The following is a 21,700-nucleotide window of genomic DNA, read 5'->3' as shown; positions in this document are numbered from 1 at the left end:
CTACGTGGGCTTGGAAGCCACCATTCCGAGAGTCACGAGACCCAGCACGACCCAGCCGAACCACAGCCAGCCGTTGCTGCCGAGCGCGACCGTGTAGGCCGTCACGACCACCAGGGCCACGAGGGTGAGCACACCCATCGTCTTCGTGGAACCGGACATGCGCGTCCTCCTCCGGGCCTGTGTGCCGTGGCTGGAAGCCACGGCCATGGCCGTGGAGCCATCGTGACCCCTGAAGCGGTCCGCGCGCTACTGCCGGGAAGCGATCACCGCCCGCGCGCCTGGAGCGAGGCCAGATACGCGTTGTACGCCTCCAGCTCCTTGTCCCCGTCCCGGTCCGCGGCCCGGTCCTTGCGGACGGCCTGACGCTGCTCGGAGCGGTACCACTGGAACACCAGCGCGATCAGCACGAGCACGGACGGGATCTCGCTGAACGCCCAGGCGATGCCACCCGCCGCGTTCTGGTCCGAGAGCGCGGTGATCCCGAGGGACGCCGGCGGATCCGCGTACGTCCGGACCATCGGCTCGGACCCCATCATCAGCGCGATGCCGAAGAAGGCGTGGAACGGCATGCCCGCGAACAGCTCCAGCATCCGCATCACGTAGCCGGGGCGGTGCGGCCCCGGGTCCACGCCCATGATCGGCCAGAAGAAGATCAGGCCGACGGCGAGGAAGTGCACCATCATCCCGATGTGCCCGGGCCTGGACTCCATGAGGAAGTCGAACAGCGGGGTGAAGTAGAGCGCGTAGAGGCTCGCGATGAACATCGGGATCGTGAACGCCGGATGCGTGACGATCTTCATGTAGCGGCTGTGCAGCAGGGCCAGCAGCAGCTCGCGCGGGCCCTTGCGGCCCCGCCCCGCGACCGGCAGCGCGCGCAGCGCCAGCGTCACCGGCGCGCCGAGCAGCAGCAGGATCGGAGAGAGCATGCTGATCACCATGTGCTGCACCATGTGGACGCTGAACATGACCATGCCGTAGTCGTTCAGCCCGGTGCACATCACCAGCGCGATGGTCAGTACGCCGATCGTGAAGAAGATCGTCCGTCCCACCGGCCAGGCGTCGCCGCGACGCCGCAGCCGGACGACACCCCAGCCGTACAGCCCGAGACCGACGAGGCAGCCGATCAGGAAGAAGGGGTCCGCGGAGAACTCCAGGCCCCGCCCCAGCGTGAACGGCGGCAGATCCATCGGCATACCGTGCTCGCCGTGCCCGCTGTGATCCATCTGTGTACTCCCGGAGCGCCCTGATTCGCGGTTGTTGTCCGCCGCACCAGACTAGAACCGCCCCCGGCCGCTGCTGCGACCGGGGGCGGTTCGTCACACGTGCAAGGGGTGCGACCGGTTCACAGGACGCACTCGGCCTCGGCGTACCGCTCCTCCGGGACCGTCTTCAGGGTCTCCACGGCCTGCGCCAGCGGCACCATCGTGATGTCCGTGCCGCGCAGCGCCGTCAGCATGCCGAACTCGCCGCGGTGCGCCGCCTCCACGGCGTGCCAGCCGAAGCGGGTGGCGAGGACACGGTCGTACGCGGTCGGCGTACCGCCGCGCTGCACATGCCCGAGGATCACCGGCCGGGCCTCCTTGCCGAGCCGCTGCTCCAGCTCGACGGAGAGCTGCCGGGCGACACCGGCGAAGCGCTCGTGGCCGTAGATGTCCTTGCCGCCCTCGTCGAACTCCATGGTGCCCTCGCGCGGCTTGGCGCCCTCGGCGACGACGACGATCGCGAACCGCTTGCCCGCCTCGAAGCGCGCGCCGACCCGCCTGGTCAGCTCGTCGATGTCGAACGGACGCTCGGGGACGACGATCGCGTGCGCGCCGGCCGCCATGCCCGAGTGCAGGGCGATCCAGCCGGTGTGCCGTCCCATGACCTCGACGATGAGCACGCGCTGGTGCGACTCGGCGGTGGTCTTGAGCCGGTCGAGAGCCTCCGTCGCGACCCCGACGGCGGTGTCGAAGCCGAAGGTCACATCCGTCGACGCGATGTCGTTGTCGATGGTCTTCGGTACGCCGACGATCGGCAGGCCCGCCTCGGAGAGGAGATTGGCGGCCTTCAGCGTGCCCTCGCCGCCGATCGGGATGATCGCGTCGAGGCCCAGGTCGGCGACGTGTCCCTTGGCGCGCTCCACGCCGTCGACCAGATGCGCCGGCTGCACCCGGGACGAGCCGAGGATCGTGCCGCCACGGGCCAGGATGCCGGCCACGGCATCGAGGTCGAGCTTGCGGTAGTCGGCCTCGAGCAGGCCCTTCCACCCGTCGTGGAAGCCGATGACCTCGTCGCCGTGGTCGACGACGGCGCGGTGTACGACCGAACGGATGACCGCGTTCAGACCGGGGCAGTCGCCGCCGGACGTGAGGACACCAATGCGCATGAGCCCGAATACCTTTGCAACGTGGGCCGACTCCCGGACCACGTCGTCCGGTTGGATCCCCGCCACCCTACCGGCGCGGGGCGGCGGGAACCGAACCGGACGTCCGCACAGTGGACACTGGAGGTTCGTACGAACGAGAGAGCGGTGCGAACGGCCTGTCAGGCGGGCTGGGTCGCGGCCGCGATGCGCTCGTTGCGCAGCGCCTCGTACCACCGGTCGTCGACCGGCGGCAGCGCGTTCACATCGAGGGCCAGCTTCAGCAGCAGGTCCGCGATCTGCGGATTGCGGGCCATGACCGGGCCGTGCATGTATGTGCCGAAGACGGTGTCGTTGTACGCACCCTCGGTGCCGTCGCCGGTGCCGTTGCCCTTGCCGAGCACGGTACGGGCGAACGGGCGGGCCGTCGGCCCGAGATGGGTGATGCCCTGGTGGTTCTCGAAGCCCGTCAGCTGCGGCAGGCCGAGCCGCGGGTCGATGTCGGCCAGCACGTCGCCGACGCACCGCTCGCCCTCGCCCCGGGTCGAGACGACGTCGAGCAGACCGAGGCCCGGCTCACGCTCACCCAGGTCGTTGATGAACTCGTGGCCGAGGATCTGGTACCCGGCGCAGACCGAGAAGATGATCGCGCCGTTGGACGCGGCCCGGGCCAGGCCGCCGTCGCGGCGCAGCCGCTCGGCCGCGAGCCGCTGTGGCCTGTCCTCGCCGCCGCCGATCAGATAGATGTCGCCGGAGGTCGGCACCGGCTGGTCGCTGCGCACGTCGACGCGCGAGACGCCGAGTCGGCGCTGGCGCGCCCGGCGCTCCACGACGAGGGCGTTGCCCTGGTCCCCGTAGGTGCTGAGCAGGTCCGGGTAGACCCAGACAAGCCGCAGGCTATTGTCACTCATGCTCTCGTCTCCTCTGGGTCAGTTGCCGACGCGGCGGCGTACGTCCTGGAACGCCGTGTAGTTGGCGATGAGCTCGATCCGTCCGGGCGGGGCGAGCTGCACGGCCTCGTCGACGGTGTCGCACACGCGGAAGTCCAGGCCCGCGACCTCGAGACGTACGGCCAGGTCCAGCCGGCGGTCGCCGATCACGAGGATCGGGTGTCCGGCGAGCCGGGTGTAGTCGACGTCCCAGAGCCAGGACGTGTCCGTACCGTCCGCGCCGCGCGCGTTGACCGAGAGGATCACCGGCGTCGGCGGCGGGTCGATCAGCGAGAACGTCTCCAGCCAGCCGGCCGGGTTCTTCGCCAGCAGCAGCCGCAGATCGCGGCCGAGGAACGACACGACGTCGTACCGCCCGGCGACGGCCTGCACCTGGTACATGCGCTCCAGGGCGACCTGCGGCGGGACGCCGAAGACCGCGGCGACCGCGGCGGAGGTCGCGGCGTTGGCCTTGTTGGCGCGGCCCGGCAGCTGGAGGTGGATCGGCCAGGCCGAGCCGTGCGGGTCGAGGACGTAGTCGCCGCTCAGCGCCCAGCTGACGGCGGGGCGGCGGAAGCCGCACTCGCCGCAGAACCAGTCGTCGCCCGGGCGCTGCATCACACCGCCGCAGGACGGGCAGGACCAGGCGTCGTCCTTCCACTCCTGCCCCGCGGCGACCCACACCACGTTGGCGGAGGAGGACGCGGCCCAGACGATCAGCGGGTCGTCGGCGTTGGCGATCACGACGGCCTTCGTACCGGCCAGGCCCTCGCGCCACTTCTCGGCGAGCATCCGGGTCTCGGCCGCGCGGTCCAGCTGGTCGCGGGAGAGGTTGAGCAGGGCGATGGCCTTGGGGGTGGTGTCGCGCGCCACACCGGCCAGGTACTTCTCGTCGACCTCGATCACGCCGTACTTGGCGTCGGAGCCGCCGGCGAGGGCGGAGGTGATGCCCGCGGGCATGTTCGCGCCCAGCGCGTTCGAGACGACCGGGCCACTGGCGCGCAGGGCCTCGGCGATGAGCCGCGTGGTGGTGGTCTTGCCGTTCGTCGCCGACACCAGAATGACGTCGAGATGGTGCGCCAGCCGGCTCAGCAGATCCGGGTCGAGTTTGAGCGCCACCCGGCCGCCGATCACCGATCCGCTGCCGCGTCCCGCGGCGCGCGACACGGCCGCCGCGGCCTTGCCCGCCGTCACGGCCAGCTTGGCCCGCGGCGACAATGGCTCTGCGTTGCCAGGGTGTCCTGCCATCGTCCTAGATCCTCCTTGCGTCGGTCGGGGCTCAGCCTATCGAGATCCGGCCAGCGGCCCGAACTGCGGCTCCCGTACGAAACCCGGAGGTCATCGCGGCGGAGGGCAGAACGTACCCTTACCGCCATGCGAAACCGTCCGATCCCCGGCAGTTCCGGACTCGTACGAGCCATGAGGCTGCTCGGAGATCCGGTGCTGCACGCTCCCTGCGAGCCCGTCACGGACTTCGGTCCGTCCCTCGCGACGCTCATCGAGGACATGTACGCGACCATGTACGCGGCGAACGGCGTCGGCCTCGCGGCGAACCAGGTCGGCATACCGCTGCGGGTCTTCGTCTACGACTGCCCCGACGACGAGGACGTCCGCCACCTCGGGCACGTGGTCAACCCGCGGCTCGTCCTGACCGACGGGGTCACGGTGCGCGGCCCGGAGGGCTGCCTCTCGCTGCCGGGCCTCGAGGCGGGCACACCGCGGTTCGACCACACGGTCGTCGAGGGAGTGACGATGGACGGCGAGCCGGTGCGGGTGGACGGGACGGGGTTCTTCGCCCGGTGCCTCCAGCACGAGTACGACCATCTCGAGGGCGGGGTCTACCTGGACCACGTCACCGGCTGGCGCCGCACCCGCGCCCTGCGCGCGGTCCGCCGCGCACCATGGTCACGCCGCTAGGCCCTGTCCGGCCGACCTTGCCTGGCTCGGCGTGCCCTGCACCGCACCTCGCTGCGTTGTCGTCGGTCACCGACTACCCCGTAGCCCTACGGGCACGGGAGGTGCCCCCACCGCGTCGATTTCTCCCCCTGCCTTCGGCGGGGGCCCCACCTCGCCTCGCGATGTACGGCACCCGACCCCGCTCACTGATCCGGCCTGATCGACCGGACAGGGACCTGGCCGGTCCGCCGTTCGCGACCCCGTGTGCCGGGCACCTTGGGTCCGTCCGGTGCCCGAGGACGGACATCCCGGGTCACGTCGTGGTGCGGGGCGCTCCGAGCCTGTCCGGCGTTCGAGGAGGGACACACCGGCTCACGCGGCGGTACCGGCCGCCTCTCACACCTGCCTGCCGGGCCGGCACCGCCCGCGAGGGCCGGGCGCGGCCGCACCGGTGCACGGGCAGGCCCGGGGCCCGGGGCGGGCACCGACTCAGAAGCCAGGGCTGCCGTCGCGGTCCTTGACCTCCGCCAGCATCCCCCACAGGAGATCCGTGAGGCTCCTCACCAACTGCTCGCGGGAGCACGGCCGTTCGCCCAGCCACCAGTCGCCCGCCGCGTGCATCATCCCGACGATCCCGTGCCCCCACACCCGCGCGAGCTCGCTCCCGCCCGGACCCAGGTCCACGCGGTCCTCGATGACCTTGGCCAGCTCCTCGCCGAGGCGGCGCAGCAGCGGTGCCGAGTGCCGGCCGACGTCGAAGCCCTGCTCGGAATGCTCGGACTGCTGGGAGTCCTCGGCCGGGTGCATCAGGAAGCGGTACACCTGCGGACGGGCCTCTATTGCCGCGAGATAGGTGTCGAGGGTGTTCTCGACCCGTTCGCGCCGGTCCGCCGGGGCGTCCACCGCCGCGCGCAGCGCGTCGAGCAGGGCGTCGGTGTGGCGCTTGGCGAGGGCCCGGTACAGTCCGCCCTTGTCGCCGAAGTGCCGGTACAGAATGGGCTTCGTGATCCCGGCCTCCGCGGCGATCGCGTTCATGGAGGCCTGCGGTCCGTTGCGGAGCACCACCCGGTCCGCGGCTTCGAGCAACTCCCGCCGCCGCTGGTCCGCCGACCGCTGCTGGTCGGTCTGCTGAGTCGTGGTCTCCATAGCGTCTCCCCGCCCGTCGTTGTCCTGAGGCCTGCGCAACGTAACACTCCGCAGGGATCGGGCGCCGATCGCACCGGCGCAGGTTGACAGCATCTACTTGCCGGTAACAGACTTCGGTTACCGCAAGTAACACACGGGTGGGTGCTTAAGTGTGTGCATATCAGGAGGGGACATGTCCGAGTTCGCGCTCGATCTCAACGACGACCAGAAGCAGGTCCGCGACTGGCTGCACGGCTTCGCGAAGGACGTGATCCGCCCGGCCGCCGCTGAGTGGGACGAGCGTGAGGAGACACCCTGGCCGGTCATCCAGGAGGCCGCCAAGGTCGGAATCTACTCCCTCGATTTCTACGCCCAGCAGTTCTTCGACCCCACCGGCCTCGGCATCCCGATGGCCATGGAGGAGCTCTTCTGGGGTGACGCCGGCATCGCCCTCTCCATCGTCGGCACCGGACTCGCCGCCGTCGGCGTCCTCGCCAACGGCACCGAGGAGCAGATCGGCACCTGGATCCCGCAGATGTACGGAGACGTCGACGACGTCAAGGTCGCCGCCTTCTGCTCGTCCGAGCCCGACGCCGGCTCCGACGTCGGCTCGATGCGTACGCGTGCCGTCTACGACGAGGCCAAGGACGAGTGGGTCCTCAACGGCACCAAGACCTGGGCGACGAACGGCGGTATCGCCAATGTCCATGTCGTCGTCGCGGTGGTCGACCCGGAGCTGGGCACCAAGGGCCACGCCTCCTTCATCGTCCCGCCGAACACCCCCGGCCTCTCCCAGGGCCAGAAGTTCAAGAAGCACGGCATCCGCGCGTCCCACACCGCCGAGGTCGTCCTCGAGGACGTCCGCGTCCCCGGCTCCTGCCTGCTCGGCGGCAAGGAGAAGCTCGACGAGCGCCTCGCCCGCGCCCGCGAGCGGGCCAGGGCAGGCGGCGGCGTGGGGGTCCCCCCGGCCGAAGGCTGGGGGAGGGGCAAGAACGCCGCGATGGCCACCTTCGAGGCCTCCCGCCCGGCGGTCGGCGCGATGGCCGTCGGCACGGCCCGCGCCGCGTACGACTACGCGCTCGAGTACGCCAAGGAGCGCGAGCAGTTCGGCCGCCCGATCATCGACAACCAGGGCGTCGCCTTCCAGCTCGCCGACATGCGCACGCAGATCGACGCGGCCCGGCTCCTGGTCTGGCGCGCCTCGTGGATGGCCGTGAGCGGCAAGCCGTTCACCGCGGCCGAGGGCTCGATGTCCAAGCTCTTCGCGAGCGAGGTCGCCAAGAAGGTCACCGCCCAGGCGGTCCAGATCCTCGGCGGCAACGGCTTCACCCGTGAGTACCCGGTGGAGCGCATGCACCGCGACGCCGCGATCTACACGATCTTCGAGGGCACGAGCGAGATCCAGCGTCTGGTCATCGCCCGCACGCTGTCGGGGATGCCGATCCGCTGAATCCTCACGTCCGGAAGTCGCTGACCTCGGGTCGGTCGTCCGCGGTGAGTTCGGGCGGCCGACCCGCGGGTCGTCAGGGCCCTTCCGTGGTGTGAGGGTGGTGTGCGGTGGTGTCGGCCATGCGGTCGAGCCATTCCGTCAGCAGGTCGCGCTCGGTGGGTGCGAGGGCGGTCGTGGGGCTGTCGCGGAGGGCCTCGCGCAGCGCGACGGCCTGGCTGGTGACGCCGGCCGGTGCGGCGGGCTCGGCGGCGCCGGCCCAAAGGCCCCAGGTCAGCACGCGAAGGTCCGCGGGCAGGGCGGCGCTCGCGGCCAGGACGACCGCACACAGCGCCGTCCCGGCCACGTGCAGCGTGCCGGGACGGCGGAATTCGGGGCTGTCACCGCGCGCGGCGAGCAGCCACAGCACCGCGAGGACCGCGAACAGCACCCCCCGCGTGCACGGCGAACGCGGCTCCTCGTGCGCTGCCCGCTTCGGGGATGAACGCACCCGGACCGCTCCAGGTGAGGTGCCCGGCCAAGTGGTGGCGGCCTGGGCGACCAGCACCACCATGACCAGGTCGTAGAACAGCCCGAGCGGCCGACCACCCGCTCGCGCGGCTGCTCGCCATGGGCGCGCGGGGGCCGCCACAGCTGACGGCGCAGCCGAGCCCAGGGATCGCGTCCCGAGGCCACACGCGCAGCGTGGATCGTCAGCGGACGAGAGCCTCGGATACGGCCCACAGGCGTGCCGCGTTGTCCCGGTCCAGGGCGTACGGCGCGACACCGGCGACGGCACCTGCTCGCTCGGCGACTGGCTCGGCCTGCGCGCAGTCCTCGAAATAGCGGCCGGTGACGCCCTCCACCGTCGGTGAGGCGGCCAGCAACACCGAGGTCGCGGCGCCCTGCTCAACCGTCTTTCCCGGCGGCAGTGCGAGTTCACCCGAGGCGACGAAGGCGGCCACCTGCTGCATGTCCATGTGCCGGGCCAGGGATGTGTCCGCGATGTTGCCCGGCATCAGTGCGTTGGCGGTGATCCCGTCGTCGGCCCATCGCTCGGCGGCACCGACGGCGAACAGGGCGTTGGCGGTCTTCGACTGCCCGTAGGAGGTCCACGGGTCGTAGGGGCGGAAGCGGTAGGCCAGGTCGTCGAAGACGACCGGTGAGAAGAGGTGGCCGATGGAGCTCACCGAGACCACCCGTGCACCGTTCGCCGCCGCGAGCGCCGGATGGAGGCCAGTGGCGAGGGCGAAGTGGCCCAGGTGGTTGACGGCGAACTGCCACTCCTGGCCGTCAGGTGTACGGGTGAGCTGCGGCGTGGCCATCACTCCCGCGTTGTTGACCAGGATGTGCAGCGGGCCGTGCCAGGCTGCCACGAACTCGGCGACCGTCGACCGGTCGGCCAGATCGAGCCGCCCCACGGTCAACTTCCCTGCTTCGGGCGGAAGTTCCGCCTCCAGGCGGGCCGCCACGCGGGCCCCCGCGGCGGTTTCCCGCACGGCCAGGGTGACGTCGGCGCCCGCGGCGGCGAGCACCCGGGCTGTCTCCACCCCGATTCCGGAACTGGCTCCGGTCACCACGGCCCGGCGGCCGTGCAGGTCGACACCGTCGAGTACGTCGGCGGCGGTGGTGCTCGCCCCGAACGTGAGGGGCGCCTCGACGATCGGGGTCGGGGTCGGGCGTCGTCCGCCCATGAGCAGAAGCGCGACCGGGCCTCTCCCGGGTCAGCCCTGCGCGACCCGGGAGACGTGCTCCCAGTCGGCCCAGGTCTGAAGGCGCTGGGCATAGACGGGCTCGATGATCTCGATGGGTTCCGTACCGAACAGCACCCGCAGCGGCGGGTTCTCAGCATCGACGATCTGCAGCAGGGCGGCGCCCGCGTCGGCGGTGGCGGCGTACCGGGCGTCGCCGAAGCGGGCCGCGATGGCCTCGCGGACCTGGTCGTAGGCGGGGTTCGGCTGGGCGTGCGAGGCGGAGGAGCCGGCCCAGTCCGTGGTGAAGCCACCCGGCTCGACAAGGGTGACCTTGATCCCGTGGCCTGCGACTTCCTGGGCAAGAGACTCGCTGAAGCCCTCGAGCGCCCACTTGGACGCGTGGTACGCGCCGAGAGACGGGAACGCGGCGATGCCGCCGACGGACGACGGACGGCGGCGTCACCCTCCCCGACCTCCCCACCGGCACCCCGCTCGGCGTCGGGCTGCTCTCGTACGAGACGGGAACGGTGGAACTGCCCGGGGGAAGCGTCATCGCCCTCTACACCGACGGCCTCGTCGAGGACCGCCACGACGACATCGACGTCGGGATGGACCGTGTGAGCGCCGCACTCGCGCAGCCCGGCCTCCCTCTGGAAGACCTCTGCTCCGCGATCATCGACACCCTGCCGGCCACGACGTCGCAAGACGACGTCACCCTGCTTCTGGCCCGCACCCGCTCCCCGGCCCCGGCCTCCCCCGCCGGCACGCCGGCCGACTGCTGACACCGGCTGTGCGAGGGGCGGCGTACGCAAGCCGTACGCCGCCCCTTCCTCCGTCGTCAGGCGCCCAGCAGGGCCTCGATCGCGGCCACGACCTCCGGCGCCTCCGGCTCCGTGCGCGGACGGAAGCGGGTGACCTCGCCCTGCGGCGAGATCAGGAACTTCTCGAAGTTCCACTGGACGTCGCCGGCCTCGCCCTCCGCGTCCGCGACCTTCGTCAGCTCCGCGTACAGCGGGTGCCGGCCGTCGCCGTTCACGTCCGTCTTCTCCAGCAGGGGGAACGACACACCGTAGGTCGTCGAGCAGAACGTCTGGATCTCCTCGGCGCTGCCCGGCTCCTGCCCCGCGAACTGGTTGCAGGGCACGCCCAGCACCGTGAAGCCACGGTCCGCGTACTGCTTCTGCAGCCGCTCGAGCCCCGCGTACTGCGGCGTCAGGCCGCACTTGGACGCCACGTTGACCAGCAGCACGGTCGTGTCCGCGTAGTCGGCGAGCGACGTGGGGTCGCCGGTCAGGGTACGCAGCGGGATGTCGCGCAGAGTCATCAGGTTCTCCTCGGTAACGGTCCTTCTCCGGTCACTCTCGCACGGCCGCTTATACGGGCCGGAACAGCCCCTCCTGGACCACCGAGACCAGCAGCCGCCCCTCGCGGTCGTAGATCCGCCCGCGTGCCAGCCCGCGGCCGCCCGTCGCGATGGGCGACTCATGGTCGTACAGGAACCACTCGTCGGCGCGGAACGGGCGGTGGAACCACATCGCGTGGTCCAGCGAGGCCATGTCGAAGCCGCGCGGCCCCCACAGCGGCTCCACCGGGATACGGACCGCGTCGAGCAGGGTCATGTCGGAGGCGTACGTCAGCGCGCAGGTGTGCACGAGCGGGTCGTCGCCGAGCGGGCCGACCGCGCGCATCCACACCGCGCTGCGCGGATCCGCGTCCTTGACCTCCTCCTTGGTCCAGCGCAGCCGGTCCACGTAGCGGATGTCGAAGGGCTGGCGGCGGGCCATCCGCTCCAGCGCCTCCGGCAGCGCGCCCAGGTGCTCGCGGATCTCGTCGGTGACGCTCGGCAGCGTCTCCGGCGCCGGGAAGTCGAGCCGGGGCGGCAGCTGGTGCTCGAAGCCGGCCTCCTCGGGCTGGTGGAAGGAGGCCGTCAGATTGAAGATCGTGCGGCCGCGCTGCACGGCGGTGACCCGGCGGGTGGTGAACGACCGGCCGTCCCTGACCCGCTCGACCTGGTAGACGATCGGCACACCCGGGATACCGGGCCGCAGGAAGTACGCGTGCAGGGAGTGGACCGGCCGGAGGCCGTCCGTCGTCCTCCCCGCCGCAACCAGGGCCTGGCCTGCGACCTGACCGCCGAAGACGCGCTGCAGGGACTCGTTGGGGCTGAGCCCCCGGAAGATGTTGACCTCGATCTGCTCCAGGTCGAGCAGATCGACGAGCCGCTCGGCGGGACTGGTCATGCGGTTCTTTCCACTCTCCATTCGCACCGGGGCCTCAGAGCCGGCCCACGGAGGTGACCCGGATCACGGCCCGGCCCTCCTCGTCGGAGGCCGCCAGATCGACCTCCGCACTGACACCCCAGTCGTGATCGTCGTTCGGGTCGGCGAAGGTCTGCCGGACCCGCCACAGACCGTGCGCGGGATCCTCCTCGATGGACAGCAGCTTGGGGCCGCGGGCGTCCGGTCCCGTCCCCAGGTCGTCGTACTCGTCCCAGTACCCGTCCATCGCCTCGCCCCACGCGTCCTCGTCCCAGCCGGACTCGCCGTCCAGCTCGCCCAACTCGGCGACGTGGTCGAGCGCGGCCAGCTCCACGCGGCGGAACATCGCGTTCCGTACGAGTACGCGGAAGGCGCGGGCGTTCGCGGTGACCGGCTTGACCTGGTCGGCCTTCTCCTGCGCCTCCTCCGCCGTCTCCACCTCGGGGTTGGCCAGCTGCTCCCACTCGTCCAGCAGGCTGGAGTCGACCTGGCGGACCATCTCGCCGAGCCAGGCGATCAGATCCTCCAGGTCCTCGGTCTTCAGATCGTCCGGGATGGTGTGGTCGAGGGCCTTGTACGCGCTCGCGAGATAGCGCAGCACGATGCCCTCGGTGCGGGCCAGCTCGTAGAAGGACGTGAACTCCGTGAATGACAGCGCCCGTTCGTACATGTCACGGATGACGGACTTCGGCGAGACCGGGTGGTCGCCGACCCACGGGTGCGACTTCCGGTACAGGTTGTACGCGTGCCACAGCAGCTCTTCGAGCGGCTTCGGGTACGAGATGTCCTGGAGCCGCTCCATCCGCTCCTCGTACTCGACCCCGTCCGCCTTCATCGCGCCGACCGCCTCGCCGCGCGCCTTGTTCTGCTGGGCGGCGAGGATCTGGCGCGGGTCGTCCAGGGTCGACTCGACGACGGACACCATGTCGAGTGCGTACGACGGCGATTCCGGGTCCAGGAGGTCGAAGGCCGCGAGCGCGAACGTGGACAGCGCCTGGTTCAGCGCGAAGTCCTGCTGGAAGTCGACAGTGAGCCGGACGATCCGGCCCTGGGCGTCGGGGGTTTCGAGGCGCTCCACGACGCCGCCGTCGAGCAGCGAGCGGTAGATCGCGATGGCCCGGCGGATGTGCCTGAGCTGCTGCTTGCGCGGCTCGTGGTTGTCCTCCAGCAGCTTGCGCATGGCGGCGAAGGCATCGCCCGGGCGGGCGATCACCGACAGCAGCATGGCGTGGGTGACCTTGAAACGGGAGGTCAGCGGCTCGGGATCGGAGGCGATGAGCTTCTCGAAGGAATTCTGGGACCATGCGACGAAGCCCTCGGGCGCCTTCTTGCGGACCACCTTCCGCTTCTTCTTCGGGTCGTCGCCCGCCTTGGCGAGCGCCTTCTCGTTCTCGATGACGTGCTCCGGCGCCTGCGCGACGACGAATCCGGCGGTGTCGAAGCCCGCCCGGCCGGCGCGGCCGGCGATCTGGTGGAACTCGCGGGAGCGCAGCGTACGGACCCGGCTGCCGTCGTACTTGGTGAGCGCCGTGAACAGCACCGTGCGGATGGGGACGTTGACCCCGACGCCGAGCGTGTCCGTGCCGCAGATGACCTTCAGCAGACCGGCCTGGGCGAGCTTCTCGACCAGGCGGCGGTACTTGGGCAGCATGCCGGCGTGGTGGACGCCGATGCCGTGGCGCACGTATCGGGAGAGATTGCGGCCGAACTTGGTGGTGAAGCGGAAGTTGCCGATCAGCTCGGCGATCTGGTCCTTCTCCTCGCGGGTGCACATGTTGATGCTCATCAGCGACTGCGCCCGCTCGACCGCCTGGGCCTGTGTGAAGTGCACGATGTAGACCGGCGCCTGCTTGGTCTCCAGCAGTTCGGTCAGCGTCTCGGTGATGGGGGTCGTGCGGTACTCGTACGAGAGCGGGACCGGGCGGGTCGCCGAGCGCACGACGGCGGTCTCGCGGCCGGTGCGGCGGGTCAGGTCCTTCTCGAACATCGAGACGTCGCCGAGCGTCGCCGACATCAGCACGAACTGTGCCTGGGGGAGTTCGAGGAGGGGAATCTGCCAGGCCCAGCCGCGGTCCGGCTCCGCGTAGAAGTGGAACTCGTCCATCACGACCTGGCCGATGTCGGCGTCCTTGCCGTCGCGGAGCGCGATGGACGCCAGGACCTCGGCGGTGCAGCAGATGACCGGCGCGTCGGCGTTCACGGAAGCGTCGCCGGTGAGCATGCCCACGTTCTCGGTGCCGAAGAGCTTGCACAGGTCGAAGAACTTCTCCGAGACCAGGGCCTTGATCGGCGCTGTGTAGAAGGTGACCTCGTCACGGGCCAGCGCCGCGAAGTGCGCACCCGCCGCGACCAGGCTCTTTCCCGAGCCGGTGGGGGTGGAAAGGATCACGTTGGCCCCGGAGACCACCTCGATCAGCGCCTCCTCCTGGGCCGGGTAGAGCGAGATGCCCCGGTCCTCGGCCCATGACGAGAAGGCTTCGAAGAGGGCATCGGGGTCGGCATCCGGCGGCAGCTGATCGATAAGGGTCACGCCCCCCATCTTGCCTGGCTTCGGCGCGGATGAGGGAACCGGCCACCGAGAGGAAGATCGCTACCGGTAGCCTGTCCCGTCAACTGAGCACAACGACAAGACAAATGGGGCGGGAACAGCATGATGGGACCGGCGCACTCCCTGTCCGGGGCCGCAGCCTGGCTGGGGGTGGGGGCGGCGGCGGCCGCGGCGGGCCATCCGATGCCGTGGCCCGTGCTCGTCGTCGGCGCACTGATCTGCGCGGGCGCGGCACTGGCGCCCGACCTCGACCACAAGGCGGCAACGATCTCCCGGGCCTTCGGGCCCCTCTCGCGGGGCCTGTGCGAGGTGGTCGACAAACTGTCGTACGCGGTCTACAAGGCGACGAAGAAGCAGGGCGACCCACGCAGGTCCGGCGGCCACCGCACGCTCACGCACACCTGGGTGTGGGCGGTGCTGATCGGCGCGGGCACGTCGGCGCTGGCCGTGACCGGGGGCCGCTGGGCGGTCCTCGCGATCCTCTTCATCCATCTCGTCCTCGCGGTCGAGGGCCTGCTGTGGCGCGCCGCGCGGGTCTCCAGCGACGTGCTGGTCTGGCTGCTCGGCGCGACCAGCGCCTGGATCCTGGCGGGCGTCCTGGACAAACCGGGCAGCGGCGCGGACTGGCTCTTCACCGGCCCCGGCCAGGAGTACCTCTGGCTCGGCCTGCCCATCGTGCTCGGCGCCCTCGTCCACGACATCGGCGACGCGCTCACCGTCTCCGGCTGCCCGATCCTCTGGCCGATCCCGATCGGCCGCAAGCGCTGGTACCCGCTGGGCCCGCCGAAGGGCATGCGCTTCCGGGCGGGGAGCTGGGTGGAGCTGAAGGTGCTGATGCCGGTGTTCATGCTGCTGGGCGGGGTGGGCGGCGCGGCGGCGCTGAACGTGATCTAGATCCGGAGTTGCCCCGGCCGAGCGTGGTCCACGGCCGTCCTGGCTGAACGGGGTCCACGGCCGTCCTCGCCCAGTGCGATCCGGAGCCGCACGGACCCGCCCCGGCGTCCGGCGTTCGGCCCAGCGCCGGGTGCCGGGGCCGGCACCCGCCGGTAGCGTCCCGGCCGTGAGCGAAGCGACAGGCGAGCGGGGAGGCGAGGGCGCAGGGGCGGTCATCGGGCGGGAGCGGCTGCTCGCGTTCGGGGACGCGGTCTTCGCGATCGCGATCACACTGCTCGCCCTCGACATCAAGGTGGCGGACGGTCTGGCCGAAGCGGACCTCGGCGCGGCGCTGGACGACGCCCTCGCCGACGTGGCCGCGTTCCTGCTCAGCTTCGTCGTCATCGGGGTGCTGTGGCTGGGACAGCACGCCCTGTTCTCCCGGGTCGCCCGGATCGACACCTGTCTGCTCTACCTGTATCTCGCCCTGCTGGCCGTGATCGCGGGGCTGCCGTTTCCCACCCGGCTGATCAGTGAGTACGGGGACACCGCTCTCGGCACGGCGGTCTACGCGGGATCGATCGCCCTCGCCTCGGCCATCATCACCGCGATGGCGCTGCGGATCCTCTTCCGGCCGGCCCTGGCCGAACCGCATGTTCCGCGGGAGAGCCTGCGCCTGTCCGCCCTGGAGGGCGCGGTCATGGTGGTGGTCTTCGCCGCCTCCATCCCGCTCACCCTCGTCTCACCGCTGGTCGCCCAGCTCTGGTGGCTGGCCGCCATCCCGCTCCGCGCCTGGCTCTCCCGCAGGTACAGCGACTGAGGGGCGGGGGTCCGGGGGGCGGGCCCCGGGAACTAACCGTGCCAGGACCGCCACAGCGCCGCGTACGCCCCGCCCGCCGCCACCAGCTCGGCGTGGCTGCCCAGTTCGCTGATGCGGCCGTTCTCGACGACCGCGATCACGTCCGCGTCGTGGGCCGTGTGCAGCCGGTGGGCGATGGCCACGACCGTGCGCCCGTCCAGCACCCGGGCCAGGGAGCGCTCCAGGTGCCGGGCCGCGCGCGGGTCGAGCAGCGACGTCGCCTCGTCCAGGACCAGGGTGTGCGGGTCCGCGAGGACCAGGCGGGCCAGGGCGATCTGCTGGGCCTGGGCCGGGGTCAGGGCGAGGCCACCCGAGCCGACCTCGGTGTCGAGGCCGTCCTCCAGCGCCCGCGCCCATCCGTCCGCGTCCACCGCACCCAGCGCCGCCCACAACTCGGCGTCGTCCGCCCCCGCCCGTGCCAGCAGCAGATTGTCGCGCAGGGAGCCCACGAAGACGTGGTGTTCCTGGTTGACCAGCGCCACGTGCTCCCGTACACGCTCCGCCGGCATCCGGGACAGCTCGGCCGCACCGAGCGTGACCCGGCCCGTCCGCGGCGCGTAGATCCCCGCGAGCAGCCGCCCGAGCGTGGACTTGCCCGCGCCGGACGGGCCGACGAGCGCCAGCCGGGTGCCGGGCGGCACGTCCATGGACACCCGGTGCAGCACGTCGACGCCCTCGCGGTACCCGAAGTGCACCTCGTCCGCGCGCACCGCGCGCCCCTCCGGGCGCACCTGTCCGTCGCCCGCGTCGGGTTCGATCTCCCGTACGCCGACGAGCCGCGCGAGCGACACCTGGGCCACCTGGAGCTCGTCGTACCAGCGCAGGATCAGGTTCACCGGGTCGACCATCATCTGCGCGATCAGCGCGCCGGTGGTCAGCTGCCCGATCCCGATCCAGCCCTGCAGCACGAAGACGCCGCCGATCATCAGCACGGACCCGAGCACGGTCGCGTGCGTGACGTTGATGACCGGGAACAGCACGGACCGCAGCCACAGGGTGTACCGCTCCCACGCCGTCCACTCCTTGATCCGGCGGTCCGACAGTGCCACGCGCCGCGCCCCGAGCCGGTGCGCCTCCACCGTCCGGCCCGCGTCGACGGTCTCGGCGAGCACCGCGGCCACGGCCGCGTACCCCGCGGCCTCCGAACGGTACGCGGACGGCGCCCGTTTGAAGTACCAGCGGCAGCCGATCACCAGCACCGGCAGCGCCAGCAGCACGGCCGGGGCGAGCGGCGGCGCGGTCACGGTGAGCCCGCCGAGCAGCAGAACGATCCAGAAGACACCGATCGTCAGCTGCGGTACCGCCTCGCGCATCGCGTTCGCCAGCCGGTCGATGTCGGTCGTGATCCGGGACAGCAGATCGCCCGTACCGGCCCGCTCCAGCACGCCCGGCGGCAGCCCGACCGACCGTACGAGGAAGTCCTCGCGCAGATCCGCCAGCATCCGCTCACCGAGGATCGCGCCCCGCAGCCGCACCAGCCGTACGAACACCGCCTGGACGACCAGCGCCACCGCGAACAGCGCCGCGGTGCGCTCCAGATGGAGCTCGCGCGCCCCGTCCGCCGCCCGCTCGACGAGCGAGCCGAGCAGCCACGGCCCGGCCATCGAGGCCACGACGGCGACCGTGTTGACGGCGACGAGCAGGACGAACGCCCGGCGGTGCCGCCGCAGCAGCTCGCGTACGTACGCGCGCACCGTCGCGGGCGTGCCCACCGGCAGGGTGGTCGCCGTCCGGGGGGCCGCCGGGTCGAATGCCGGTGGCGCCACGCCGATCATGCCGTCTCCTCGATGTCGATTCCGGCGTCGGTCAGTTGCCCGGTCAGGGGCTCGGTGAGCTGTTCGCCGACATGGGCCGGGGTGTCCTCCGTCTCCCGGGTCACCACCTCGCGGTACCGCGGCTCCTTGTGCAGCAGCTCGCGGTGCACGCCCACGGCCGCGACCTCGCCCTCGCGGACGAGCACCACCCGGTCGGCCCGGTCGAGCAGCAGCGGCGACGACGTGAAGACGACCGTGGTGCGTCCAGAGCGCAGGGCCCGCACCCCCTCGGCGATCCGTGCCTCCGTGTGCGAGTCGACCGCGGAGGTCGGCTCGTCGAGCACCAGCACGTCGGGGTCCGCGACGAGCGACCTGGCCAGGGCCAGCCGCTGCCGCTGCCCGCCCGAGAGCGAGCGGCCGCGCTCGGTGATGGGCGCGCCCATCGCGTCCCTGTCCAGCGCGGCCTGCGCCAGCGCGTCCAGCACGTCCCCGCACTCGGCGGCGGCCAGCGCATCGGTCGCGGACACCGCCCCGGACGCGGGCACGTCGAGCAGCTCGGTCAGGCTCCCGGACAGCAGGACCGGGTCCTTGTCCTGGACCAGGACCAGGCCGCGCGCGACCTCACGGGGCTGCTCGTCCAGGGCGACACCGCCGAGCAGCATGGACGGCAGGCCCTGCGGATCCGCGGCATGCCCGCCGAGCCGCTCAGCCAGCCGCCCAGCCTCGTCCGGATCGCCGCACACGACGGCGGTCAGTGCCCCGGCCGGGGCGAGCAACCCGCTGGCCGGGTCGTACAGATCGCCCGAGGCCACGGCGTCGGACGCCTCCCCGGAGCCGCCCGAGGGCCGCTCCAGCGACAGCACCCGGGCCGCGCGCCGCGCGGACGGCCGGGAGAAGGAGTACGCCATGGCGATCTCCTCGAAGTGCCGCAGCGGGTAGCTCAGCAGCATCACCGCGCTGTAGACGGTGACGAGTTCACCGACCTCGATCCGCCCGTCGCCGACCAGCCCGATGCCGTACAGGACGACGATGATGAGCAGCAGACCCGGCAGCAGCACCTGCAGCGCCGTGATCAGCGACCACATCCGGGCGCTGCGGACGGCCGCCCGGCGCACCTCCTGCGAGGCGCGGCGGTAGCGCCGGAGGAACAGCTCCTCGCCGCCGATGCCGCGCAGCACCCGCAGTCCCGCGACCGTGTCGGAGGCGAGCTCGGTGGCCTTGCCCGCCTTCTCGCGCTGGGCGTCCGCGAGCCGCGTCGCCCGCGGGAGAAGCGGCAGCACGCCGAGCGCCAGCACCGGAACGCCGATAGCGACCACGACACCGAGCGCCGGCTGGTAGACGAGCAGACCCACGACGACCACGACGATCGTGAGGGCCGCCGCGAGGAAGCGCGAGACCGCCTCCACGAACCAGCCGATCTTCTCGACGTCGCCGGTGGAGACCGCGACGACCTCACCCGCGGCGACCCGTCGCGTGAGCGCGGAGCCCAGCTCGGCGGTCCTGCGGGCCAGCAGCTGCTGCACGCGCGCCGCGGCAGTGATCCAGTTGGTGACGGCCGTGCGGTGCAGCATGGTGTCGCCGCCCGCGATGCCGACCGTGGCGAGGGCGATCAGCCCGCCCGCGAGCGCGAGCCGGGAGCCCGAATGGTCGACGACGGCCTGTACGGCGAGACCGACGCCGTACGGAAGTGCCATCACGGAGACGAAGTGCAGCATGCCCCAGGCGAGGGATGTGAGCTGGCCGCCGAGCTGCTTGCGCCCGAGCCAGACGAGGAACCGCAGTCCCGACCGGACATCCGGAACGCCGGGATCGGGATACGGAAGATCGCGAATCTGCATGATGTCCCAGATCGTTCGAGAGGGCGGCTCGGACGTGCAAGGTTCGCTCTCCGCAGTCGGTCGTAGCAACCGATTTTCGGGCGGCATGGCACAGAACCCGCCATGATCACCGGCCGTGCCGCCACGCCCTCTGGCGCCCGCGCGATCCTCACGCTTCACTCCCGACGCATGAGACGACAACAGATCATGTCCATGCTCGCGGGACTGGCCCTGGCGGCCGGTTCCGCGCTCGGCGCGAGCCCCGCCGCGGCGGTGACGGCACCCGCCGGCGCCCCGACGCCACCGGCCGAGTTCGGCAGCGATTGGCACGATCCGCTCACCGCGGTGCCGCCGGTCACCAAGCCGGCCACCAGGTCCTGCTCGGTCACCCTCGCCGAGGCGCAGTTCCGCGACTTCACGCCGTACAGGGGGAGTTACGCGCCTCCTGAGGAGTGCGGCAGCCGCTGGAGCGCCGTGGTGCTGCGGCTCGACGGCAACGTCAAGGGCCGCCAGTACGACCGCCTCGGCCACCTCGCCGTCGGCGGCGTCGAGATCTTCCGTACGTCCACCCCGCAGCCCTCGCCCGACGGCATCACCTGGTCCGTCGAGAAGGACGTCACCCGCTACCGCGACACCCTGAGCCGCCCCCAGCCCGTCGAGATGCTCATCGGCAACGTCGTCAACGACACCTACACGGGCGTCATCGACGTCAAGGTCACGCTCACCTTCTACGCCGCCGACGGCCGCACGGACCGGGCCGCGGTACCGGACCGGGTGCTCCCGCTCGACGCGCAGAGCCTCACCACCCCGCGCAACTCCGAACGGATCCTCGCCGAGGTGTACGCCACCGGCTCGGGCGGCGGCTGCGAGGAGTACTGGTACCTCACCGTCCCCGACCCGGCCCCGTACTCCTGCAAGGCGGACCGAGGTCCGTACCGCGAGGTGCAGATCAGGGTCGACGGGCGCCTCGCGGGAATCGCCGCACCGTTCCCGACCGTGTGGACCGGAGGCTGGTCCAACCCCTTCCTCTGGTACGTGATTCCGGGACCGCGCGCCTTCGACATCAAGCCGGTCCAGTACGACCTCACGCCGTTCGCGGGCCAGCTCAACGACGGCCGCCCGCACCGCATCGAGGTATCCGTCGCAGGGGTGCCGGCCGGGCAGACGGGCTGGAGCACGCCCACGAACGTCCTGATCTGGCAGGACGAGGGCAGCACCGTGGTGACCGGCGCCCTGACCCGCCACGAGGAGGGCGACCTCGCCAACTCCTCCACGTACACTCCCGGTTCGACCGAGCACCGGCTCGACACGAAGGCCGGGCACCGGCTCACCGTCGGCGGATACGTGAACACCTCGCACGGGCGGATCGCGACCGAGGTGACACGCTCGCTCGCGCACACCTCCGCGCACCGCTGGGGCGAGGGCGAGAACCCGGACGCGCTCGAGGGCACCTGGACCGACGACGAGACCGTGACCTCGGGCCGGACCACCACCCGCACCCATCGCACGTACACGATGGACGGCGAGACGACCCTCGGTGCGGGCGACCGGCTGCGGACCGTGCTCACGCTCGGGGACAGGGCCGACACCATGGTGCTGCGCGGCGGGAAGCGCACCGCCTGGTCGCGGCTCGACGACTCGTACGCGGGAGACGCGACGTACACCGCGAACGTGGCGCGCGACCAGCGCCACGCGGTCGGCACGACGGCGGAACGCTACCGGCTGTACGGGGCGCAGGCGCCCGACGGCTGCTACGACCGGAGCCTGCGGACCGTGCAGGGCGTGCTCACGGAGGACCGCCGGCGCTGCTGACGGCGCACGGGGCCCGGCACCGGCGGCCGGGCCCCGCACCGCTCACGCCGAGGGCTTCTCGGAGTCCGCTCCGGAGCGGGGCTTCCTCCCCGGGATCTCCTGCGAGGCACCGCTCGCCTTCACCGAGACGAGGCACCGCCCGCCTTCACCGAGAGGTGACTGAGCAGCACCGGTGCCGTCCAGGTCGCCGCGTCGTACACGTCGAAGTCGGGCGCCGGGGCGTGACGGTGGCCTGACGGAGCCTGATCCATAGGTGCCGACCGGTGGCGGGGGGGGGGGGGGGGCGCGGGGGGGAGGTGTTTTCGCAGGGGGGAAGCGGGAACCAAACAACCAACCCCGCGCATGTTAGCACCCCTGCGCTCCAC

General features: G+C 71.5%; 18 protein-coding genes and 3 pseudogenes. 6 read left to right on the top strand and 15 right to left on the bottom strand.

The window, feature by feature from the left end; genetic code table 11:
- From ACFV9O_RS21590 to ACFV9O_RS21570, 5 genes are all read right to left on the bottom strand, one after another.
- Positions 1-159 (bottom strand): hypothetical protein, encoded by a 159-nt coding sequence (locus ACFV9O_RS21590; protein WP_351234154.1) that lies wholly within the window; start codon positions 157-159, stop codon positions 1-3.
- A 104-nt stretch (positions 160-263) separates the two neighbouring features.
- On the bottom strand, positions 264-1,223 hold the full coding sequence (locus ACFV9O_RS21585; protein ID WP_385420230.1) for a cytochrome c oxidase assembly protein: 960 nt from the start codon (positions 1,221-1,223) through the stop codon (positions 264-266).
- 119 nt (positions 1,224-1,342) lie between these two features.
- Complete coding sequence (locus ACFV9O_RS21580; protein ID WP_385420229.1) at positions 1,343-2,368, bottom strand: 6-phosphofructokinase; 1,026 nt, start codon at positions 2,366-2,368, stop codon at positions 1,343-1,345.
- Positions 2,369-2,526: 158 nt separating this feature from the next.
- Entirely contained in the window at positions 2,527-3,255 is a 729-nt protein-coding gene (locus ACFV9O_RS21575; RefSeq protein ID WP_385420227.1) for a type 1 glutamine amidotransferase, read from the bottom strand.
- Between the two features lie 18 nt (positions 3,256-3,273).
- Positions 3,274-4,521 (bottom strand): MurT ligase domain-containing protein, encoded by a 1,248-nt coding sequence (locus tag ACFV9O_RS21570; protein WP_385420226.1) that lies wholly within the window; start codon positions 4,519-4,521, stop codon positions 3,274-3,276.
- A gap of 126 nt (positions 4,522-4,647) precedes the next feature.
- Between ACFV9O_RS21570 and def the strand changes: the two genes are divergently transcribed.
- Complete coding sequence (gene def / locus ACFV9O_RS21565) at positions 4,648-5,190, top strand: peptide deformylase (protein ID WP_385420224.1); 543 nt, start codon at positions 4,648-4,650, stop codon at positions 5,188-5,190.
- 468 nt (positions 5,191-5,658) lie between these two features.
- Here def and ACFV9O_RS21560 read toward each other — a convergent pair whose 3' ends face one another.
- On the bottom strand, positions 5,659-6,315 hold the full coding sequence (locus tag ACFV9O_RS21560) for a TetR family transcriptional regulator (RefSeq protein WP_385420222.1): 657 nt from the start codon (positions 6,313-6,315) through the stop codon (positions 5,659-5,661).
- 172 nt (positions 6,316-6,487) lie between these two features.
- Here ACFV9O_RS21560 and ACFV9O_RS21555 point away from each other — a divergent pair, with 172 nt between their 5' ends.
- Positions 6,488-7,744 (top strand): acyl-CoA dehydrogenase family protein, encoded by a 1,257-nt coding sequence (locus tag ACFV9O_RS21555; protein WP_385420220.1) that lies wholly within the window; start codon positions 6,488-6,490, stop codon positions 7,742-7,744.
- Positions 7,745-7,817: 73 nt separating this feature from the next.
- On the opposite strand, the gene ACFV9O_RS21550 is transcribed toward ACFV9O_RS21555, so the two are convergent.
- From ACFV9O_RS21550 to ACFV9O_RS21540, 3 genes and pseudogenes are all read right to left on the bottom strand, one after another.
- A complete protein-coding gene (locus ACFV9O_RS21550) occupies positions 7,818-8,294 on the bottom strand; it encodes a hypothetical protein (protein ID WP_385420219.1) in 477 nt (158 codons plus the stop codon).
- 139 nt (positions 8,295-8,433) lie between these two features.
- Complete coding sequence (locus ACFV9O_RS21545; protein WP_385420217.1) at positions 8,434-9,414, bottom strand: SDR family NAD(P)-dependent oxidoreductase; 981 nt, start codon at positions 9,412-9,414, stop codon at positions 8,434-8,436.
- A 231-nt stretch (positions 9,415-9,645) separates the two neighbouring features.
- Positions 9,646-9,849 (bottom strand): annotated as a pseudogene (locus tag ACFV9O_RS21540) (SDR family NAD(P)-dependent oxidoreductase); the annotation flags it as partial.
- A gap of 65 nt (positions 9,850-9,914) precedes the next feature.
- On the opposite strand from ACFV9O_RS21540, the pseudogene ACFV9O_RS21535 reads away from it, so the two are divergent.
- Positions 9,915-10,196: pseudogene (locus tag ACFV9O_RS21535) on the top strand (SpoIIE family protein phosphatase); the annotation flags it as partial.
- Between the two features lie 56 nt (positions 10,197-10,252).
- Here ACFV9O_RS21535 and ACFV9O_RS21530 read toward each other — a convergent pair.
- From ACFV9O_RS21530 to ACFV9O_RS21520, 3 genes are read right to left on the bottom strand one after another with little or no spacing between them, the layout of a single operon-like run.
- Entirely contained in the window at positions 10,253-10,738 is a 486-nt protein-coding gene (locus ACFV9O_RS21530; protein WP_385420215.1) for a glutathione peroxidase, read from the bottom strand.
- Positions 10,739-10,787: 49 nt separating this feature from the next.
- Positions 10,788-11,654, bottom strand: a complete 867-nt coding sequence (locus ACFV9O_RS21525; RefSeq protein WP_385420213.1) for an acyl-CoA thioesterase — start codon at positions 11,652-11,654, stop codon at positions 10,788-10,790.
- A 34-nt stretch (positions 11,655-11,688) separates the two neighbouring features.
- Positions 11,689-14,202 (bottom strand): DEAD/DEAH box helicase, encoded by a 2,514-nt coding sequence (locus ACFV9O_RS21520; protein ID WP_385420211.1) that lies wholly within the window; start codon positions 14,200-14,202, stop codon positions 11,689-11,691.
- Between the two features lie 120 nt (positions 14,203-14,322).
- Between ACFV9O_RS21520 and ACFV9O_RS21515 the strand changes: the two genes are divergently transcribed.
- Together ACFV9O_RS21515 and ACFV9O_RS21510 are read left to right on the top strand one after the other, a co-directional pair.
- Positions 14,323-15,114: a metal-dependent hydrolase gene (locus tag ACFV9O_RS21515; RefSeq protein ID WP_385420210.1), complete on the top strand. Its 792-nt coding sequence runs from the start codon at positions 14,323-14,325 to the stop codon at positions 15,112-15,114.
- A gap of 166 nt (positions 15,115-15,280) precedes the next feature.
- On the top strand, positions 15,281-15,913 hold the full coding sequence (locus tag ACFV9O_RS21510; protein ID WP_385420208.1) for a TMEM175 family protein: 633 nt from the start codon (positions 15,281-15,283) through the stop codon (positions 15,911-15,913).
- Positions 15,914-15,945: 32 nt separating this feature from the next.
- On the opposite strand, the gene ACFV9O_RS21505 is transcribed toward ACFV9O_RS21510, so the two are convergent.
- Both ACFV9O_RS21505 and ACFV9O_RS21500 read right to left on the bottom strand, forming a co-directional pair.
- The gene (locus ACFV9O_RS21505; protein WP_385420206.1) at positions 15,946-17,727 is read right to left on the bottom strand and encodes an ABC transporter ATP-binding protein; all 1,782 of its coding nucleotides are present in this window, start codon (positions 17,725-17,727) and stop codon (positions 15,946-15,948) included.
- The gene (locus ACFV9O_RS21500; RefSeq protein ID WP_385420204.1) at positions 17,724-19,544 is read right to left on the bottom strand and encodes an ABC transporter transmembrane domain-containing protein; all 1,821 of its coding nucleotides are present in this window, start codon (positions 19,542-19,544) and stop codon (positions 17,724-17,726) included. The genes ACFV9O_RS21505 and ACFV9O_RS21500 overlap by 4 nt, the downstream gene beginning before the upstream one ends.
- 168 nt (positions 19,545-19,712) lie before the next feature.
- Here ACFV9O_RS21500 and ACFV9O_RS21495 point away from each other — a divergent pair, with 168 nt between their 5' ends.
- Complete coding sequence (locus tag ACFV9O_RS21495; RefSeq protein WP_385420202.1) at positions 19,713-21,335, top strand: peptide-N4-asparagine amidase; 1,623 nt, start codon at positions 19,713-19,715, stop codon at positions 21,333-21,335.
- Positions 21,336-21,377: 42 nt separating this feature from the next.
- Here the strand turns inward: ACFV9O_RS21495 and ACFV9O_RS21490 are convergent.
- Positions 21,378-21,547, bottom strand: a pseudogene (locus tag ACFV9O_RS21490) (gfo/Idh/MocA family oxidoreductase); the annotation flags it as partial.
- Positions 21,548-21,700 lie beyond the last annotated feature (153 nt).

It is taken from the genome of Streptomyces sp. NPDC059909, from assembly GCF_042730885.1.
Taxonomy (GTDB): Bacteria; Actinomycetota; Actinomycetes; order Streptomycetales; family Streptomycetaceae; genus Streptomyces.
This window is presented reverse-complemented; position numbering and strand designations above follow the sequence as displayed.

Coding starts and splice junctions, on each gene's coding strand:
- ACFV9O_RS21590 (WP_351234154.1), bottom strand. CDS start 159: ATGTCCGGTTCCACGAAGACGATGGGTGTGCTCACCCTCGTGGCCCTG.
- ACFV9O_RS21585 (WP_385420230.1), bottom strand. CDS start 1,223: ATGGATCACAGCGGGCACGGCGAGCACGGTATGCCGATGGATCTGCCG.
- ACFV9O_RS21580 (WP_385420229.1), bottom strand. CDS start 2,368: ATGCGCATTGGTGTCCTCACGTCCGGCGGCGACTGCCCCGGTCTGAAC.
- ACFV9O_RS21575 (WP_385420227.1), bottom strand. CDS start 3,255: ATGAGTGACAATAGCCTGCGGCTTGTCTGGGTCTACCCGGACCTGCTC.
- ACFV9O_RS21570 (WP_385420226.1), bottom strand. CDS start 4,521: ATGGCAGGACACCCTGGCAACGCAGAGCCATTGTCGCCGCGGGCCAAG.
- def (WP_385420224.1), top strand. CDS start 4,648: ATGCGAAACCGTCCGATCCCCGGCAGTTCCGGACTCGTACGAGCCATG.
- ACFV9O_RS21560 (WP_385420222.1), bottom strand. CDS start 6,315: ATGGAGACCACGACTCAGCAGACCGACCAGCAGCGGTCGGCGGACCAG.
- ACFV9O_RS21555 (WP_385420220.1), top strand. CDS start 6,488: ATGTCCGAGTTCGCGCTCGATCTCAACGACGACCAGAAGCAGGTCCGC.
- ACFV9O_RS21550 (WP_385420219.1), bottom strand. CDS start 8,294: ATGGTGGTGCTGGTCGCCCAGGCCGCCACCACTTGGCCGGGCACCTCA.
- ACFV9O_RS21545 (WP_385420217.1), bottom strand. CDS start 9,414: ATGGGCGGACGACGCCCGACCCCGACCCCGATCGTCGAGGCGCCCCTC.
- ACFV9O_RS21530 (WP_385420215.1), bottom strand. CDS start 10,738: ATGACTCTGCGCGACATCCCGCTGCGTACCCTGACCGGCGACCCCACG.
- ACFV9O_RS21525 (WP_385420213.1), bottom strand. CDS start 11,654: ATGACCAGTCCCGCCGAGCGGCTCGTCGATCTGCTCGACCTGGAGCAG.
- ACFV9O_RS21515 (WP_385420210.1), top strand. CDS start 14,323: ATGATGGGACCGGCGCACTCCCTGTCCGGGGCCGCAGCCTGGCTGGGG.
- ACFV9O_RS21505 (WP_385420206.1), bottom strand. CDS start 17,727: ATGATCGGCGTGGCGCCACCGGCATTCGACCCGGCGGCCCCCCGGACG.
- ACFV9O_RS21500 (WP_385420204.1), bottom strand. CDS start 19,544: ATGCAGATTCGCGATCTTCCGTATCCCGATCCCGGCGTTCCGGATGTC.
- ACFV9O_RS21495 (WP_385420202.1), top strand. CDS start 19,713: ATGAGACGACAACAGATCATGTCCATGCTCGCGGGACTGGCCCTGGCG.